This is a genomic window from Pseudomonas sp. 58 R 12 (assembly GCF_900005865.1).
Classification (GTDB): domain Bacteria; phylum Pseudomonadota; class Gammaproteobacteria; order Pseudomonadales; family Pseudomonadaceae; genus Aquipseudomonas; species Aquipseudomonas tritici.
Genome location: NZ_CVTP01000016.1, coordinates 119,825 through 138,340 on the forward strand (window position 1 = coordinate 119,825; position 18,516 = coordinate 138,340).

The window sequence follows — 18,516 nt, forward strand, 5'->3', positions numbered from 1 at the left end:
TCATTACTCCAAAACCGCGCTCAGCGATAAACCGGGAAATCAGCGCACAGGGCAGACACGTGCTTGGCCACGTTGGCCTCGACATCGGCGTCGCCGAGGTTGTCGAGGATGTCGCAGATCCAGCCCGCCAGTTCGATGCACTGCGGCACTTTGAAACCGCGCGTGGTCACCGCCGGGGTGCCGATGCGCAGGCCCGAGGTCACGAACGGCGACTGCGGGTCATTCGGCACGGCGTTCTTGTTGACGGTGATGTGGGCGCGTCCGAGAGCAGCGTCTGCCTCTTTACCGGTGAGGCCCTGACGGATCAGGCTGACGAGGAACAGGTGGTTGTCGGTGCCGCCGGACACTACGTCGTAGCCGCGCTTGATGAACACCTCGGCCATGGCCTGGGCGTTGTCGATCACCTGTTGCTGGTAGACCTTGAAGCCAGGCTCCTGGGCTTCCTTGAAGCACACGGCCTTGCCGGCGATGACGTGCATCAGCGGGCCGCCCTGGGCGCCGGGGAATACAGCGGCGTTGAGTTTCTTTTCAATGGCTTCGTTGGCCTTGGCCAGGATCAGGCCGCCACGCGGACCGCGCAGGGTCTTGTGGGTAGTGGTGGTGACCACATCGGCGTACGGCAGCGGGTTCGGGTACAGGCCGGCGGCAACCAGGCCGGCGACGTGGGCCATGTCGACAAACAACAGCGCGCCGACTTTGTCGGCAATCGCGCGAAAGCGTGGGAAATCCAGGGTCTTGGAGTAGGCGGAAAAACCGGCCACCACCATCTTCGGCTGGTGTTCCACGGCCAGGCGTTCGACTTCGTCGTAGTCGATCAGGCCGGTGTCGGTGTTGATGCCGTATTGCACCGCGTTGTACAGCTTGCCTGAGGACGACACTTTGGCGCCGTGGGTCAGGTGGCCGCCATGGGCCAGGCTCATGCCGAGGATGGTGTCACCGGCGTTCAGCAGGGCCAGGTACACCGCGCTGTTGGCGGACGAGCCGGAGTGCGGCTGCACGTTGGCGTAATCGGCACCGAACAGCTGCTTGGCGCGCTCGATGGCCAGGGTTTCGACCTTGTCCACGTGCTCGCAGCCACCGTAGTAGCGCTTGCCCGGGTAGCCTTCGGCGTATTTGTTGGTGAGGCCGCTGCCCTGGGCTTCCATCACGCGCTTGCTGGTGTAGTTCTCCGACGCGATCAGCTCGATATGATCTTCCTGACGCTGCTCCTCGGCATTCATGGCCGCCAGCAGTGCGTCGTCATATCCCTGGATCTGGTCTTGTTTGCTGAACATCGCGTCTCTCCCAGCCTTTCGTATTGTTGAGGCCCGTGCAGAGCCCTTTGATGCGATGGTAGGGCTGACGCCAGCAGGTCAAATGCCTACGGACGCCACGCAAAGGTGCGTTTACGACATGGCGTGAACAACACCGAAACAAATGTGGGAATGGGTTTGTGTGGGAGCTGGCTTGCCTGCGATGCAGACACCTCGGTCTATAAGCAGAACCGACGTAATGCCATCGCAGCGGTTCGACGATTCGACAAGCCAGCTCCCACAAGGGTTACGCGATGATCTTGCGAACGAGCAGCAGCAGGAGGAAATGCAGGGGGTAGAGGGCGTAAGCCCAACGGCGCATGGCCGGGGGCGCGACATCTTTGGCATGTCGCAACAGGACTAATCCCGCCAATGGCGCGATCAGGCAGGCGGCCAACCCCATCAACGCGACAGGCGTGCCGCTATTGAGCAATACCTGCCATTGATTGGCGGCCACACACACCAACCCCGGCAACACGCTTAAATACCAGGGCCGGCGAAACACCAACAGCATCGCCAGCGGCAGCAACACACCAAAAAAACCGAACATCAGGTGCGTGGAAAATACAGCGCCGATTACGACGGCAATCAACGCCAATCCTCGATCAAAAAGCGCCTTCTGCTGCCATCCTCGCGCAACCAGCAACCCCAACGCCAAGGTTGGCAGCACGTTCAACGTATCGGCATCATCGATAAACATCCGATACGGCACTTCGCTGATCACGCTGAACAGCAACAACCATCCCAGATACCGCCACTGGCCCGTGACAGGCGCGATTCTCGTCCGATGCAAATTCGCCGCAATCGCCAGGCAAAACCACGGAAACGCCAGGCGCCCCGGCACATACAAGCCATCCAGGTTCAAACCGACATAACGCAGGTGGTCCAGCACCATGCTCAACAGCGCCAGCCACTTGAGCAAATCCAAGGCGCCATCACGGACGCGTCCGACAGGAATCGTTTCAGTAGCGTGCATAATTCCCCAGTGACTTTGCATTTACAGTGCGTGCGCACCCGCGACAATCTTGGTTACAGTGCGCACCAACATCGACCATAGGAATGGGCCATGACCGACAAGAGCCAACAATTCGCCAGTGACAACTATTCCGGCATCTGCCCGGAAGCCTGGGCCGCCATGGAACAAGCCAACCAAGGCCATCAGCGCGCCTACGGCGATGATGAATGGACCCACCGCGCCGCCGACGGTTTCCGCAACTTGTTCGAAACCGACTGCGAAGTGTTCTTCGCCTTCAACGGTACAGCGGCCAACTCCCTGGCGCTGTCCTCTTTGTGCCAGAGCTACCATAGCGTGATTTGCTCGGAAACCGCCCACGTCGAGACCGACGAATGCGGCGCGCCGGAGTTTTTCTCCAACGGCTCCAAGCTGCTCACCGCACGCACCGAAAACGGCAAACTGACCCCGGAGTCGATCCGCGAGATCGCCCTCAAGCGCCAGGACATCCACTACCCCAAGCCGCGCGTGGTCACGCTTACCCAGGCCACTGAAGTCGGCAGCGTGTACACCCCGGAAGAAATCCGCGCCATCAGCGCCACCTGCAAGGAACTGGGCCTGAACCTGCACATGGACGGCGCGCGTTTCTCCAACGCCTGCGCCTTCCTCGGCTGCTCGCCAGCGGACCTGACCTGGAAGGCCGGCGTAGATGTGCTGTGCTTTGGCGGTACCAAAAACGGCATGGCGGTGGGCGAAGCGATCCTGTTCTTCAACCACAAACTGGCGGAAGACTTCGACTATCGCTGCAAACAAGCGGGCCAGCTGGCCTCGAAAATGCGCTTCCTCTCCGCCCCCTGGGTAGGCCTGCTGGAAAACGACGCCTGGCTCAAACACGCCCGTCACGCCAACCACTGCGCACAACTGCTGAGCAGCCTGGTGGCGGATATTCCTGGCGTTGAGCTGATGTTCCCTGTGCAGGCCAATGGCGTATTCCTGCAACTCTCGGAACCGGCGATTGCCGCGTTGACCGCCAAGGGCTGGCGCTTCTACACCTTTATCGGCAAAGGCGGCGCACGCTTCATGTGTGCGTGGGATACCGAGGAAGAACGTGTAAGAGAATTGGCGGCGGATATTCGGAAAGTGATGGAGGCCTGAAACCACGGGGCTTTCAGCAGCGTTTCAGAGACTGTTTGTACGTATTTCTGACAGTATCTATCTACCCCCTTCCTTGAGTAGGATCTCGTCACCCCGAACAGACGGACGCGTTTTTCGGGGCTGACTGCCTGCCGAACAATCGGCTGGAAATGGAAATCCTATAGAGGGCAACATCATGGAAATTCAATGCTACACCACTGATTCTCAGCTGCGTGCCGACGTCGATGCTACATTCGTCAGCCTGGACGACCTCAGGAAGCTGGCCAACGTCGGCGACACCATCATCGAGCCGTCCAGAACCTTTACCGTGACTGGAAAAGAGTTCGAAATGACAGCATCCGGCGGATACATCATCAACCTTTTCGTGCGCTAACCACTAACGCCCGCGCCGCAGACTCATGACCTGCGACGCGGGACTGATGTGATTTCGCTCACAAGGCCTTCGGCTGAAGCGCTTGCCAATCATCAATGGGGCCGCGGTTTGTGAGAAAGGTCCCACCGTTGAATTTCAACGCCAGCTTATTGACGGCATTCAAGGCCGTCGTCACCGCTCCTTCTGCCCAGCCTCCCGTGAACGAAACGTCGTCACCCGCCAGAATGAACCCATCGGGTTTCGGACCCTGCACACCGTTCATAAACTGAGAAAACAGCAAGCGCTGGTACTCGTACTGGCCCGGCAGATTCATTTTGAACGCGCACAGGAAAAACGGCTGCTCCTCCCAGTTGATTTCGACAAAGGGGTTGGTCATGCCGAACTCAGCCGCCAGGTTCAACTGATGAGGGGCATACACGCTGTCCAGCAAGCTTGTGCACACCTGCACGTGGGACGGCTGCGGCGCACTGCGATCCCCCAGGAATTTGAGGCTGTCGTCATTCCAGGTATAAGACAAAAACATACCGCTCCCCCTGTAAGGCCCGAGGCCTTGACTGTAGTCCAGCAGGTAGGTGCCACGGGTGATGCGATCCGACAGGGTCACGCTCATCTTGTGTTGAAAATCTGCTTCCACATCAGTCCAGAAGGGCCGCTGGGTTTGCGCGAAGATTTTGGCGGATTGCATGTAGTGCGTGTACATCACCGCTTCCCATTCCTTTGGGGATAACAGGTCATTCATTTGATTGAAGCGGGCGGCCCCATCCATGTAGCGGAATTTGTCGAGGATCCGCTTGTGAGGGGTGTAGACCACGGCAGGAAAAGTGTATTGACGATCGTCTCCCAGATTATGGTCGTACACCCATACGTCGAACTCGCCATCCGGGCGACGTATAATCTGCCGCACCTCCTGCTTTAAAGGCTGGGCAATGACTTGGGTCGTCAGGCCTTGGACAGTGGTGCCCGCAGGCCAATGCGCCATGGCGTCACCAAAGGTATCCGGGGCGCGACTCCATAACCGTGTTGGCAGCTCGCTGGAACCGTCGAACATCAACTTATGGTTGGTATCCAGCCCGGTATACAGCACCCGCAGCACCTCCAGGAAACAATTGGGATAGTCGGTGTTCCAACCGCCGGTGCCGAAGCCGATCTGGCCGAACAGATCAATGTCTTCGCGACTCCACCCCGCCTGCTCGACCATCGCGGCAAAAAAACTGAGGTTGTCCCAACCCGCATCCAGGATTGCGTTCCACAAGGTCTTGATCTTGGCCTGATCAATGCTGCCCTCGGACATTGCCGCTTCCATCTCGGTGAACTTGATCGGGTCCTGCTCAAGGAACACCTCGAACAACAACCGCTCAATCTCGGCGTATTCCGGCGGCAGGTTATTGCCTTCGTAATAGGTCTGTTTTTGCTGGTAGTCGACTACCGTACTGGAGGTTGCCGCCGAACCAGGGTTGGGAAAATCCGCCGAGTTGGCCGTCATGCCGACCTTCTCGAAATAGTGCATCAACGCCTTGCCTGACACAGGAAAGCGCATCGCCCCCATTTCACAGATCACACTGTTCGCCGGATCTTGCGGATCACCCGCCACGTAGGAATACAGCCGCCCACCAATACGATCACTGGCCTCTACCACCACAGGGTGTAAACCCATGCGCATGGCTTCATAGGCCGCCACCATTCCCGCAACGCCTGCGCCGACGATCAACACCTTGCTGCCATACGCCAGGCTGGAAACCTGCGCCAACGGAGTGCCGTTACTCACGGCGGTATCAAGGAACCGACGGTAATGAAAAGGAAAGTCAGGAACCAGTGCACTGACATCGTTGGCAAGCAAGCGCGCAGCGCCTTTACTTCGGGAGGGAATAGCAGACATGGCAATCATCCTTGGTGTGCAAACAGGACGTCCACCTACTGCTTCACTGCGAAAGGTGACTACGACGAATGTGTTCTTCAGCGTAGTGACTCGTAGGAAATGTCTCTATATCCGTTGGAAATAAAAAAGTGAATCAGTAAGGCAAACCTTATTCCAGAGGGTTTTGCGCACTCAGTTCAGAGATTCATAAAGTGATTATTTGAAAATGCCGATTCAATTGTTTTTTTGCTTACAAGACTCTGCGCAACTCACTCAATAAAAACAGACCGTGATACCTATGAACATGCCCTCCGACCGATCGGCTGCTCCCGCCTCCAGCACGCTGAAAATCGAAACCCGCTCCATCGACTACGTGCCGCGCAATGAACGCCACGGCAAGGTGTGGCATCAGGCGCCGTTCTGGTTCACCGGCAACTTCGTGCTCACCACCATGGTCACCGGGTTTACCGGCGCAGCCTTGGGGCTGAGCCTGATGTACGCGATCCTGGCGATCGTAATCGGCGTGTGCCTGGGCACGTTCGCCATGGCGTTCCACGCCAACCAGGGACCGCGCATGGGCTTGCCGCAGATGATCCAGTCGCGCGCCCAGTTCGGCCTGCGTGGCGCCATCGTGCCGTTTGTCGCAGTGGTCTTCGTGTACATCGGTTTCAACGTGTTCAACGTCATCCTGGCCACCGACGCCATCAATACTGTGCTGCCCGGCCACCGCGCGCCCTGGTATGCATTGATGATCATCCTTGCGGTGGTGATCGCCGTCATCGGCCACGACCTCCTGCACACCGTGCAACGCTGGCTGACCTACGTGATGATCAGTGTCTTCGCGGTCCTGACCGTCGCGGCCTTGCTGCACCTGCAGGCCGATTCAGCCGTGGCCGACGCACATTTTTCCTGGTCGGCCTTCCTGATCCAATTGTCAGCCGCTGCGGGCTATCAGATCAGCTACGCCGTGTATGTCTCGGATTACTCGCGCTACCTGCCCCACAGCACGCCGTCGCGCAGTGTCATCCTCTGGACCTACCTGGGGGCTGCGGGCTCGGCGCTGTGGTTGATGTCGTTGGGCGCATTCCTGGCCTCGGCGCTGCCCTCACCCGACGCCATTGGCAGTGTCCAGGCCGTGGGCAACCAACTGTTGCCTGGGTTTGGCACCTTTACCGTGCTGATTGCCGTGCCGGCGCTGGTCGGCATCATGGCCGTCAACTGTTATGGCGCGATGCTCACCGGGATCAGCGCCATTGACGGTTTTGTCCCGATCAAACCCAGGATCAAGAGCCGCATCGTCGGGATCAGCCTGGTGGCCGCAATCATTTTCGTGATTGCCTTGAGCATCCCTGAGAGCTACCTGAGCAGCTTCAACACCTTCGTGCTCTTGATGCTGTATTTCCTGGTGCCCTGGACGGCCGTCAACCTCGCAGACTTCTACGTCGTACGAAAAGGGCACTACGCAATCAGCGACATATTCAACCCGGCCGGCATCTATGGGCGTTGGTCGGGTGCCGGGCTCACCGCGTACTTCCTCGGTTTAGCCGCTATGATTCCTTTTATGGCTCTGGATTTTTACCAAGGCCCCATCAGCACGATGTTGGGCGGCGCCGATATTGCGTTCGTGATAGGCCTGGCAGTCTCGGCGCTGGTTTACTGCGTGATGACTCGCCACCTCGACCACGCTGCCGAGTCGCTGGCCATGCAGGCCAGCGAACATCAATTAGAAGGAGACTAGTCATGGAGACGCTACGCGTCGTTTGCCATCAACTGGCGCCGCGTATCGGCGAGGCCGACTACAACCGCGCGCTGACCGAACGCTCGATCCGCGCGGCCGCCAACCTCAACGCCCACGTAGTTGTCCTACCAGAGCTGATCCAAAGCGGTTACGTATTCACCGACCAGGACGAAGCTCACACGGTCTCCGAGACACTTGACGGCCCGACCCTTAGCCTGTGGAAAAGCCTGGCGCTTGAGCTGGGAATCATCATCGTCGCAGGGTTCTGCGAGCGCCTGAGCGCGGGACGCGTTGCCAACAGTGCCGCACTGGTCGAACCCACCGGGCGGCTGACGGTATACCGCAAGGCGCATTTGTGGGACCGCGAGAAGCTGATATTCACCCCCGGCGACTCGCCGCCGCCAGTGGTCGACACCGCCGTCGGACGGATCGGCGTGATGATCTGCTACGACCTGGAACTGCCCGAGTGGGTACGTCTGCCAGCGCTGGCCGGCGCGGACCTGCTTTGCGCGCCGGTGAACTGGCCAGAAGGCGCGCGGCCTGCAGGTGAAAGGCCGGCAGAGATCGTGCGGGTCCAGGCCAACGCGGCAGTCAACCGCATGTTCATCGCCGCGTGCGACCGCTATGGCGAGGAACGCGGCGTCAACTGGGTGGGCGGCTCGGTCATCGTCGACGCTGACGGCTACCCATTGGCCGGCGCGACCTCCCATCCGGAGGAACACCAGCTAGTGGCTGACTTGCCACTGGCGCAGGCCCGGGACAAGTCAATCAGCGGCCACAATCACGTTCATCAGGACCGTCGGCCTGGGCTGTATTGAGCATCAGAACTCAATGCGCACATCCCCCTTCGGCACACTGCAGCACGACAGGATGTAGCCTTCGGCTTCATCTTCCTCGGTGATCCCGCCGTTGTGGTCCATCTCGACCTCGCCACCCAGCTTCATCACCTTGCACGTTCCGCAGATGCCCATGCCGCAGGCTTTCGGGATCAACAGCCCAAGCTTGGCCGCCGCCGCGTGCACGGTTTCGCCCGGTGCCACGCGAATGCTCTTACCCGACGCGATGAACTCCACTTGGTGCAGATCCGCCAGATCGATTTCCGGCGCGTCGGCGGCTTGTTCGGCTTGTTCCACCGCATCCGCACGGGCTTCCGCTGGCGTCGCGCCGAAGGATTCCTCGTGGTAACGCGCCATGTCGAAACCCGCAGCTTCCAGCAGGCGTTTCACCGCGTTCATGTACGGCGTAGGGCCGCAGCAGAACACTTCGCGCTCCAGGAAGTCCGGCACCATCAGTTCGAGCATCTTGTGGTTCAGGTAACCGCGATACCCCGCCCAAGGCTCACCCAACCCATGTTTCTCGCAGATCAGGTGCAGGCTGAAGTTGTCGATCCGCGATGCCATGTGCTCCAGCTCGCGGTGGTAGATGATGTCTTTGGGCGAACGGGCGCTGTGGATAAACGTCATGTCGACGTTGGCGTTGGTGTCATAGAACCAGCGCGCCATGGACATCACCGGCGTGATGCCGACGCCGCCGCTGAGGTACAACACTTTCGGGCTCGGGAAGTCGATGGCGTTGAACAAACCGACCGGCCCGTGCACCGCCAACTCTTGCCCTTCATGAAGGGTATCGTGCAGCCAGTTGGAAACCTTGCCGCCCGGCACACGCTTGATGGTCACCGAAAAGCTGTAAGGCACCGACGGTGAACTGGAAATAGTATAGGAGCGCATGATCGGCTGGCCTTCGATTTCCAGCTCCAGGGTGACGAACTGCCCTGGCTTGAAAAAGAACAGGATCGGCTGGTCGGCCATGAAACAGAAGGTGCGCACGTCCCAGGTTTCCTGGATGACTTTGACGCAACGGACAATGTGCCGACCATTGGCCCAGGTCTGGGTGGTTACCGGATTCAGGAAATTACTGGACATGTTGTTCTCCACCGCCGACGTCGGCCTTATGGTGGCGATTCTGCGTAACGCGAGAACCACCCATTTACCTATCTGCGACATTCACATACTTATCGCGACCAGCCCCCAACGACCTAGGCTTGCGCGTCGGGATCAGGTTGGGCCATGTCGCCCATGGATAAGGTTCGGCGCATCGGCGGCCCCACACTCGCTCCCAACACAGACGCTTTCTTTACGCCTTGCTGCAAACCTGATTAGCCACTTATCTCGGCCACACAGAATGGCCATGAGGACCCACACGATGGACGTCACCGCAACCTTAAGCTTGGGCGATCCGCTGGAACCCGCACGCAAGGCCACCGCGCAGATGCTGCAAGAGCGCGAGCGCACCTTTTCACTGCCACAGCCGTTCTACTCTGATGAACGGCTGTTTGATATCGACATGCAGGAGATCTTCCAGAAAGAGTGGTTGATTGCCGGCATGACCTGCGAGATCCCCACCAAGGGCAACTACCTGACCCTGCAAGTGGGCAAGAACCCGATCATCGTGATCCGTGGCGCCGACGGCGTGGTGCATGCGTTCCACAACGTGTGCCGCCACCGTGGTTCACGTTTGTGCACCAGCGACAAGGGCAAGGTTGCCAAACTGGTCTGCCATTACCACCAGTGGACCTACGAACTGGACGGCCGCCTGCTGTTCGCCGGCACCGAGATGGGCGCCGACTTCGACATGAAGCAATACGGCCTCAAGCCGGTGAACGTAAAGACCGCCGGCGGCTACATCTTCATCAGCCTGGCCGAGAACCCGCCGGCCATCGATGACTTCCTGTCGACGCTGAGCCATTACATGGAACCCTACGACATGGAAAACACCAAGGTGGCCATTCAGACCACCTTGTTCGAAAAAGCCAACTGGAAACTGGTACTGGAAAACAACCGCGAGTGCTACCACTGCAACGCGTCGCACCCGGAACTGCTGAAAACCCTGCTGGAATGGGACGACGTCACCGACCCGCGCGCCGACCAGGCCTTCAAGGACCACGTGGCCGCCTCCGCTGCCGCCTGGGATGCCGAGAAAATCCCTTACGCACACGCCAGCTTTGGCCTGCGCAACCGCATCGTGCGCATGCCGCTGCTCAAGGGCACCGTGTCGATGACCCTGGATGGCAAACAGGGCTGCGCCAAACTCATGGGCCGCATCAAGAACCCGGACCTGGGCTCGATGCGCATCCTGCACCTGCCGCATTCGTGGAACCACTGCATGGGCGACCACATCATCGTGTTCACCGTGTGGCCGATCAGCGCCCAGGAAACCATGGTCACCACCAAGTGGATCGTGCACAAGGACGCCGTGGAAGGTGTGGACTACGACGTGGACCGCATGCGCCAGGTGTGGGACGCCACCAACGACCAGGACCGTCGCCTGGCCGAAGAGAACCAGCGCGGGATCAACTCCACCGCCTACCAGCCCGGCCCGTACTCCAAAACCTACGAGTTCGGTGTGGTGAACTTCGTTGACTGGTACAGCGAGCGCATGTTGAGCAACCTGGGCGCGGCGCCGGCGCCTTACCTCAAAGGCGTTGCCGCCCACGAGTAATTGACACCCACAGATCAAACGGTGGGAGCGGGCTTGCTCGTTCCCACCGTTGAATGTCTTAACTGTTCAAAATTTGAGCAAGCCTCGCTAGCGCCTGTAGATACCCGCCCTCCAGCCTTTACCCAACAACTTATCCACAGAGCCACCCACAGCAATTGTGGGCAAGTACGTCTCCCGCCTAAAATTAAATGAAGAAAATCCGTGACTTATTCAAGCCAGCGGTTTTCACCCGCTCCTGATCACTTATTGATCAACTCACTGAAAGCCACGAATCACGTGCCCTGTAGCGGTAGGCGAACACCTTATCCACAGAAGCACCAACAGACTTTGGGGGCAACTTTGACAGCGCTGTGGAAAACCACCTCAAACCTTCATAAATCGCGGTATGCAGGGATTTTATTTGCGTAAAAGCTTAAATCGATCAGACTTTGATCAATCTCATGAACGCCTTTAATCATAAGGGCTGTGGCCGATAGCGAACACCTTATCCACAGAAGCGCCAACAGAGTATGGGGGCAAGTCTGATGTGTTAAATGGCGGAGTGCAGGGAAAAACCCAAGCAAAAACGGCCAGTTAGCTTGGTTGTTTTTCGTACAGAGGGCTGGAGGGCTTGATTGACAGGGGCTGTGGACAACCGCGAACAGGTTATCCACAGACGGGTCAACAGGGATTGTGGGTAAGCCCAAGGGACGTTAAGAAGTGGGCGCTGGCTTCCCTGCTATAGCCCTTGGAATCTACACATCCTTGTGGTGAGCGGGCTTGCCCGCGCTGGGGGGCGAAGCCGCCCCAAACTAGGCGACTTGGTTTTATCTGAAACTCAGCGGCGTATTTATTGGGGCGGCTTCGCCACCCAGCGCGGGCAAGCCCGCTCACTACAGGTACAGATACGCCAGCGCCCACAGGGGATCAGCGTACGACGCCTTCCTCAACCAACAACTTGAGAATGGCCTCGGCACCCGCTTCCGGGCTAAGGCCCTTGAGCACTTGCCCACCGCCGCCGCTGGCCTTGGCCGTGGCGGCTTTCATACGATCGGCGCCGCTCTTGGCCTTGATCACCTTGAGCCGCTTGGGGCGAGGCTTGGCCGGTTGCAGCACGGCCCCTGTGTATAACGCGTCCTGCTCGACTTCAACTTCGTGAGCCGCCAGTTCACCGCGCTGCGCCGGGCCATACGCACTTTGCCGAGGCTTGGGCGCGGCGTTATCCACGGTCGCCAGAAATGGCAAACGCACCTTCAACCGGCGCCGCTGGCCGCGTGGCAGGGCTTGCAGCACATGGGCCACGCCCGCTTCGATCGATTCAACCTGCGCCAGCCCGACTATCAGCGGCCAGCCCAACTGCTCGGCCAGCAAGAACGGCAACATGCCCGAGCCTTCACCGGTTTCGGCCTGGCTGCCGGTGAGCACCACCTGGGCACCGGCATCGCGCAAGTATTCACTGAGTACCGGCAACGCATCGCTGCCAGCCGGTTGCTCCAGTACATGTAACTCTGGCAAGCCCATGCCCAGGTAACTACGCAGGGTCGGTTCGGCGATGTTGCCGGCATGCAGCACCTGCAACTTATCCCCAGCCATCTGCAAACCCAGTTCGACAGCGCGGGCGTCCTGCTCCGCACGGCGCGGGCGCCCGGAGGTAGGGTGGGCGCCGATGGAAACCAAACTGATTACATTCGTGGTCATGGCCATATCCTTAAGCCGCATCGCGCTTGGCGCCGTTGCGGTAGGCCTCGACCGCATCGATCAAGGCTTGCAGTATCGCGTTACTTTCGCCAATGACCGAGAGGTCGGCCCGCTTGATCATGTCGCAGCCGGGGTCTAGGTTGATCGCCACCACCTTGTCGCAGGCACCGATGCCTTGCAGGTGCTGGATGGCCCCGGAAATACCCACGGCCACATACACCCGCGCGGTGACCCAGGTGCCGCTGGCGCCGACCTGGCGATCACGCGCCATAAAGCCGTCGTCCACGGCCACCCGCGAGGCGCCCTCGGTGGCACCCAATGCGGCGGCGGTCTGGTGGAAAAGCGTCCAGTCCTTCACGCCATTGCCGCCGGAGAAAATGAATTCCGCCTCGGCCATGGGAATCGCCGCCGGGTCAACCGCCACCGCGCCAAGATCTTCAATGCGCGGCAAGCTGCGCGCCAGGGCTGTGGATAACTCCACGGGCAACACTTCATGCCGGGTTTCGCTGACCGGTTCAGCGCACTCCACGGCCGCCAGGATCAGGCGCGCCAACGGCCGGGCCAAGTCTTCCTGGCCAGCCCCGGCGCGGCCGATGCACTCGTCGCCCTTGATCTGCCAGACCCGCGTGGCCGGGCGTTCCTTGAGGCTGGCGGCAAAGCGTCGGCCCAGTTCGCCACCACCGCTGCGGCTGTCCGGCAGCAACCAGTGGCGCGGGTTGAACTGGTTATCCACAGCGCGCAAACCTTGCACCCGTTGCTCCGGTGAATAACCGTCGAATTCGTGACCTTCCAGCACCAGCAGGCGGTCGACGCCCGCCGTGGCAAACGCATTTTCCTTGTGCTCGCCAAACACCACCGCCAACACCGCGCCATCGCTGCCAGCGAGTTGCCGCGCCAGGCCCAGCAGGTCGCGGTCGTGGCTGCTCAGGCGACCGCCGACCATGTCCGGCACCACGTTGATGTAGAACGCCGGCGCCGGCACCTGATGCAGTGGCAACTGCACTTCCACCGCTGCCGTACGCTTGGCCGCACCGCCCTGCTGGGCGCCGCTGCGGTCGATACGCTTGATGCCGTTGGGACCGATAAAACCAACACCGTGGACGTTCTTGCGGATGACGCCGTTAGGCCCCATCCAACTGTGTTGCACCGGCTGCATCGCCGCGTGCAGCGGGTGCAGACGGTTGCGGGCGATCCATTCGGCCCGTGGGTCGCGGCGGATAATGTCGCTCATCAATGCACCTCCGCAGACTTTTGTTGGACAGGGCGTTTAGTCGGCGAAGTGGCAGGCGCGGCGTCTTCCAATAAAGCGTCGGCCACCAATTCGGCGATGTCCTTGATCAATGGGCGCGGCTCGACTACACCTTCGAGCATTGCCGTGCACTGCGGGCAGCCCACAGCCACCAGCTCGGCGCCGGTTTCGCGGATGTCTTCCATGCGCATGTCCGGAATCCGTTGCTTGCCGGGAATGTCGGTGATCGGCGCACCGCCGCCGCCACCGCAGCAGCGTGAACGGAAGCCCGAACGTTGCATCTCTTTGACCTCAATGCCCAACGCCCGCAGCACTTGGCGCGGCGCCTCGTACTCGCCGTTGTAGCGGCCCAGGTAGCATGGGTCGTGGTAGGTCACGCTGTTGCCTTTGTGTTGGCCCAGGTTCAACGCGCCCTCGCCGATCAACTCGGCCATGAACGTACTGTGGTGTTGCACGAGGTAGTTGCCGTTAAAGGCGCCGTACTCGTTTTTCAGCACATGGAAACTGTGCGGGTCGCAGGTAACGATGCGCTTGAAGCTGTACTTGGCCAGGGTCTGGATATTGCGCGTGGCCAGCAACTGGAAGGTCGCTTCATCACCCAGGCGCCGCGCCACGTCGCCGCTGTCGCGTTCTTCCAGGCCAAGCACGGCAAAGTCGACGTTGGCCGCTTTGAGTACTTTGACGAACGCTCGCAGGGTACGTTGGTTGCGCATGTCGAAGGCACCGTCGCCAACCCAGAACAGTACCTCGGCGCTGCCCTTTTCGCTGAGCAGCGGCAGGTTCAGATCCGCCGCCCAGTTCAGGCGACCGCCCGGTGCAAAGCCGCCCGGGTTATCGGTGGCGATCAGGTTCTCGAGGACTTCGGCGCCCTTGTTCGGAGTCGCGCCTTTTTCCAGGGTGAGGTAGCGGCGCATGTCGACGATGGCGTCCACGTGCTCGATCATCATCGGGCACTCCTCCACGCAGGCGCGGCAGGTGGTGCAGGACCACAGGGTTTCGGCGTCCACCAGGCCGTTGACGATGGGCTGGTGCGGGTTGCCGCTGTGCTCGCCTACCGGTTTGCCTGGATAGGGGCTGCCGGCGAACTTGGCATCAGTGCCGCCAGCCAGGCCGACCACCATATCCTGGATCAGCTTTTTAGGGTTCAGCGGCTGGCCGGCGGCGAAGGCCGGGCACGCGGCTTCGCACTTGCCGCACTGCACGCAGGCGTCAAATCCGAGCAGTTGGTTCCAGGTGAAATCCTTGGGTTTTTCCACGCCCAGCGGCGCGGTTTTATCGCCGAGGTCCAGCGGCTTCAAACCGGTGGAACGGCCACCGCCAAAGCGCTCGGCGCGGCGGTGCCAGGCCAGGTGCAGGGCACCGGCGAAGGCGTGCTTCATCGGGCCGCCCCATGTCATGCCGAAAAACATTTCCGACACGCCCCACAGCACGCCCACACTGAGCAGCGCAGCCAACAGCCAGCCGCCGAAGTCGGCCGGCAGGATCCCGGCCACCGGCAGCGTCACCAGGAAAAAGCTCACCGAAAACGCCATCAGGCTTTTCGGCAGGCGCATCCAAGGGCCTTTCGACAGGCGTGACGGCGGGTTACGGCGGCGCAGATAGACAAACGTGGCGCCGACAAACATCAGCACCGAGGCCAACAGCAGGGCATAGCCGAGGATGCGGTTATGCAGGCCGAAACCGTGCACCAGAATCGCCAGCAGCGCTGACAGCACAAAGCCCAACGCCGTGGCGACGTGGGTGTTGGCGATGTATTTGTCGCGGGCAACCACGTGGTGTAAGTCGACCACGTAGCGCTTGGGCATGGCCAGCAGGCCACCGAGCAGGTCGACTTTGGAGGCGCGGCCACGGCGCCACATGTTCACCCGGCGCAGGGCGCCGAGGACGGCAAGGCCAAGGGCTGCGAATAATAAAATGGGAAGCAAGGTGTTCAACATGGTGAAGCTCCCAAAGACCATACAGGTCTACTGTGAAACTGGCCCCCAATGTGGGAGCGGGCTTGCTCGCGAAAGCGGTGGGTCAGCCACCGGATGTATCGACTGACACACCGCCTTCGCGAGCAAGCCCGCTCCCACATTGGGCCGAGTTCACCTCGTCAGAAATCCTTGCACAGGCGCAGGGCGTCGTAGATCGCAGCGTGGGTATTTCGCTGCGCCACACAATCACCAATGCGGAACAGCAAGTAGCCCTCGCCCGCCTCGCTCAGGCACGGCTGCGGCTGGATCGCGAACAAGGCTTCAACGTCGATCTGGCCCTTGTTGCGCGATCCGTCCTTGAGCCCGTAGTAAAGGGCTTCATCCGGACGCACGCCGTTTTCCACCACCACCTGGTCCACCACCCGCTCCTCTTTGGCACCGGTGTATTCGTTCTCCAGCACCGCCACCAGCTTGTCGCCTTCGCGGTAGACCTTTTCCAGCATCATGTCGCCGGTCATGATCACTTCCTTGGGGTACATGCTGCGGTAGTAGGTCGGGAATGACGTACCGCCGATGGCCACACCGGGCTTGATATCGTCAGTGACGATCTCGACCTGGCAGCCTTTGTCCGCCAGGAAATCCGCCACCGACATGCCGGTGAATTCGCAAATGGTGTCGTACACCAGCACGTTCTTGCCCGGCGCAACCTTGCCGTCGAGCACGTCCCAGCTACTCACTACCAAGCCTTCGGCGGCGCCCCAGTGTTCGTTCTGTTCGATAAACGGATGCCCGCCCACCGCCAGCACCACCACGTCCGGGCGCAGGTCGAGGATGGTCTCGGCATCAGCGGCCACGCCCAGGCGCAAGTCGACTTTCAAGCGTGCCAACTCCAGCTGGAACCAGCGGGTGATACCGGCGATCTGGTCACGTTGCGGCGCTTTCGAGGCGGTAGTGATCTGCCCGCCGATAAATTCTTTCTTTTCCAACAGGGTCACATCGTGGCCACGTTCAGCGGCGACGCGCGCGGCTTCCATCCCTGCCGGGCCGGCACCCACGACCACGACTTTGCGCTTGGGCCCGGTGGACTTCTCGATGATGTGCGGCACGCCCATGTATTCACGGGAGGTCGCGGCGTTCTGGATGCACAGCACATCCAGGCCCTGGTACTGGCGGTCGATGCAGTAGTTGGCGCCGACGCACTGCTTGATCTGGTCGATCTGGCCCATCTTGATCTTGGCGATCAGGTGCGGGTCGGCGATGTGCGCACGGGTCATGCCGACCATGTCCACATAACCGCCTTCGAGGATGCGCGTGGCCTGGTTCGGGTCCTTGATGTTCTGCGCGTGCAGCACCGGGACCTTGACCACTTCCTTGATCCCGGCGGCCAAGTGCAGGAACGGCTCCGGTGGATAACTCATGTTGGGGATAACGTTGGCCAGGGTGTTGTGGGTGTCGCACCCCGAACCCACTACGCCGATAAAATCAAGCATGCCGGTGTCGTCGTAATACTTGGCGATCTGCTTCATGTCCTCATGGGACAAGCCGTCCGGGTGGAACTCGTCACCGCACAGGCGCATGCCCACGCAGAAGTCGTCACCGACCTCGGCACGCACGGCTTTCAGGACTTCCAGGCCGAACTTCATGCGCCCTTCAAAGGTGCCACCCCATTCGTCGGTACGTTTGTTGACCCGTGGGCTCCAGAACTGGTCGATCATGTGCTGGTGCACGGCGGACAGTTCCACGCCGTCGAGGCCACCGGCCTTGGCACGACGCGCGGCCTGGGCGTAGTTGCCGATCACGCGCCAGATTTCTTCCGGTTCGATGGTCTTGCAGGTAGCGCGGTGCACCGGCTCACGCACGCCGGACGGCGACATCAGGGTCGGCCAGTTAAAACCGTCCCAACGCGAGCGACGGCCCATGTGGGTAATCTGGATCATGATCTTGGCGCCATGCTTGTGCATGGCGTCAGCCAGGTTCTGGAAGTGCGGGATGATGCGGTCGGTGGACAGATTGACCGAGCTCCACCACTCCTGCGGGCTGTCGATGGCCACCACTGAGGAGCCACCGCAGATCGCCAGGCCGATGCCGCCCTTGGCTTTCTCTTCGTAATATTTCACATAGCGGTCAGTCGTCATCCCGCCGTCGGTGGCATACACCTCGGCGTGGGCGGTACTGAGCACGCGGTTGCGGATGGTCAGTTTGCCGATTTGAATCGGCGCAAACATTGCTTCGAAAGCCATGGCACGGTCCTCGGCTTACAACGGCTTGACGGTGAACAGGCCGTCATCGTGGCCCTCTTCGGAGCCTCCGTAGACTTGTTCGGCGACGGTACGGATTTGGCTGCCACGCGCCTGCAGAATCTGGTCCATGGCACCGGCAAACCAGCCGGTGAACATGTAGTCGACCTTGCGCCCGACCTTGCCGTACACGTAGACAAACGCCGAGTGTTCAAGCGTGACGCTGGCAGTGCCTTTGTCGAGGTCGATGTCCTGGATCTTGAACAGGCCCCAGCCACGCTGCGACAGGCGCTTCATGTAGTGTTCGAACACTGCGACGCCTTCCAGGCCGTGGCATTCGGCTTCTTTTTCACACCAGTGCCAGGCGGACTTGTAGCCGGCTTTGTAAAGGATGTCGGCGTAGGCGTCAGCGCCGAGGACTTCTTCGATACCCATGTGGTTGTTGACGAAGAAATGGCGTGGCACGTACAGCATCGGCAGGGCGTCGGAGGTCCAGACACCGGTTTCGCTGTCGACTTCGATAGGCAATTGCGGGGCGATCTTGGCCATGGAAACTTAACTCCAGAAAATTCGT

At 60.4% G+C, this 18,516-nt stretch carries 14 protein-coding genes; 5 read left to right on the forward strand and 9 right to left on the reverse strand.

The features are described 5' to 3' along the window. Positions 1 to 20: 20 nt before the first annotated feature. Positions 21 to 1,274: a serine hydroxymethyltransferase gene (glyA, locus tag BFP95_RS09880; protein WP_065871850.1), complete on the reverse strand. Its 1,254-nt coding sequence runs from the start codon at positions 1,272 to 1,274 to the stop codon at positions 21 to 23. 265 nt (positions 1,275 to 1,539) lie between these two features. Beyond that, the gene (locus tag BFP95_RS09885) at positions 1,540 to 2,268 is read right to left on the reverse strand and encodes a TraX family protein (protein ID WP_065909946.1); all 729 of its coding nucleotides are present in this window, start codon (positions 2,266 to 2,268) and stop codon (positions 1,540 to 1,542) included. 90 nt (positions 2,269 to 2,358) lie between these two features. Between BFP95_RS09885 and BFP95_RS09890 the strand changes: the two genes are divergently transcribed. Further along, positions 2,359 to 3,399, forward strand: coding sequence for a threonine aldolase family protein (locus tag BFP95_RS09890; protein ID WP_058426659.1), 1,041 nt, complete (start codon positions 2,359 to 2,361; stop codon positions 3,397 to 3,399). A 175-nt stretch (positions 3,400 to 3,574) separates the two neighbouring features. Continuing rightward, positions 3,575 to 3,772, forward strand: a complete 198-nt coding sequence (locus BFP95_RS09895) for a hypothetical protein (protein WP_065871853.1) — start codon at positions 3,575 to 3,577, stop codon at positions 3,770 to 3,772. Positions 3,773 to 3,830: 58 nt separating this feature from the next. On the opposite strand, the gene BFP95_RS09900 is transcribed toward BFP95_RS09895, so the two are convergent. Next, on the reverse strand, positions 3,831 to 5,648 hold the full coding sequence (locus BFP95_RS09900; RefSeq protein WP_065880155.1) for a flavin monoamine oxidase family protein: 1,818 nt from the start codon (positions 5,646 to 5,648) through the stop codon (positions 3,831 to 3,833). Positions 5,649 to 5,931: 283 nt separating this feature from the next. Here BFP95_RS09900 and BFP95_RS09905 point away from each other — a divergent pair, with 283 nt between their 5' ends. Then, positions 5,932 to 7,365, forward strand: a complete 1,434-nt coding sequence (locus tag BFP95_RS09905; protein WP_175405802.1) for a purine-cytosine permease family protein — start codon at positions 5,932 to 5,934, stop codon at positions 7,363 to 7,365. Positions 7,366 to 7,367: 2 nt separating this feature from the next. Then, positions 7,368 to 8,183, forward strand: coding sequence for a nitrilase family protein (locus BFP95_RS09910; RefSeq protein WP_065871856.1), 816 nt, complete (start codon positions 7,368 to 7,370; stop codon positions 8,181 to 8,183). Between the two features lie 3 nt (positions 8,184 to 8,186). Here the strand turns inward: BFP95_RS09910 and gbcB are convergent, their stop codons facing one another. After that, the gene (gene gbcB, locus BFP95_RS09915) at positions 8,187 to 9,287 is read right to left on the reverse strand and encodes a glycine-betaine demethylase subunit GbcB (RefSeq protein WP_065871857.1); all 1,101 of its coding nucleotides are present in this window, start codon (positions 9,285 to 9,287) and stop codon (positions 8,187 to 8,189) included. Between the two features lie 280 nt (positions 9,288 to 9,567). On the opposite strand from gbcB, the gene gbcA reads away from it, so the two are divergent. Continuing rightward, positions 9,568 to 10,863, forward strand: a complete 1,296-nt coding sequence (gene gbcA / locus BFP95_RS09920; RefSeq protein ID WP_065871858.1) for a glycine-betaine demethylase subunit GbcA — start codon at positions 9,568 to 9,570, stop codon at positions 10,861 to 10,863. 906 nt (positions 10,864 to 11,769) lie between these two features. On the opposite strand, the gene BFP95_RS09925 is transcribed toward gbcA, so the two are convergent. The 5 genes from BFP95_RS09925 to BFP95_RS09945 all read right to left on the reverse strand — a co-directional run bounded on the left by BFP95_RS09925 (position 11,770) and on the right by BFP95_RS09945 (position 18,491). After that, positions 11,770 to 12,540 carry an electron transfer flavoprotein subunit beta gene (locus BFP95_RS09925; protein ID WP_015886252.1) on the reverse strand — a complete coding sequence of 257 codons (771 nt, stop codon included), beginning with the start codon at positions 12,538 to 12,540 and terminating at the stop codon, positions 11,770 to 11,772. 10 nt (positions 12,541 to 12,550) lie between these two features. Then, complete coding sequence (locus tag BFP95_RS09930; protein WP_065871859.1) at positions 12,551 to 13,771, reverse strand: electron transfer flavoprotein subunit alpha; 1,221 nt, start codon at positions 13,769 to 13,771, stop codon at positions 12,551 to 12,553. After that, entirely contained in the window at positions 13,771 to 15,726 is a 1,956-nt protein-coding gene (dgcB, locus tag BFP95_RS09935) for a dimethylglycine demethylation protein DgcB (protein ID WP_065871860.1), read from the reverse strand. Before dgcB ends, BFP95_RS09930 begins: the two co-directional genes overlap by 1 nt. Positions 15,727 to 15,884: 158 nt before the next feature. Next, positions 15,885 to 17,945: a dimethylglycine demethylation protein DgcA gene (gene dgcA / locus BFP95_RS09940; RefSeq protein WP_065871861.1), complete on the reverse strand. Its 2,061-nt coding sequence runs from the start codon at positions 17,943 to 17,945 to the stop codon at positions 15,885 to 15,887. A gap of 15 nt (positions 17,946 to 17,960) precedes the next feature. Continuing rightward, positions 17,961 to 18,491: a DUF5943 domain-containing protein gene (locus tag BFP95_RS09945; RefSeq protein WP_065871862.1), complete on the reverse strand. Its 531-nt coding sequence runs from the start codon at positions 18,489 to 18,491 to the stop codon at positions 17,961 to 17,963. Between the last annotated feature and the right edge of the window lie 25 nt (positions 18,492 to 18,516).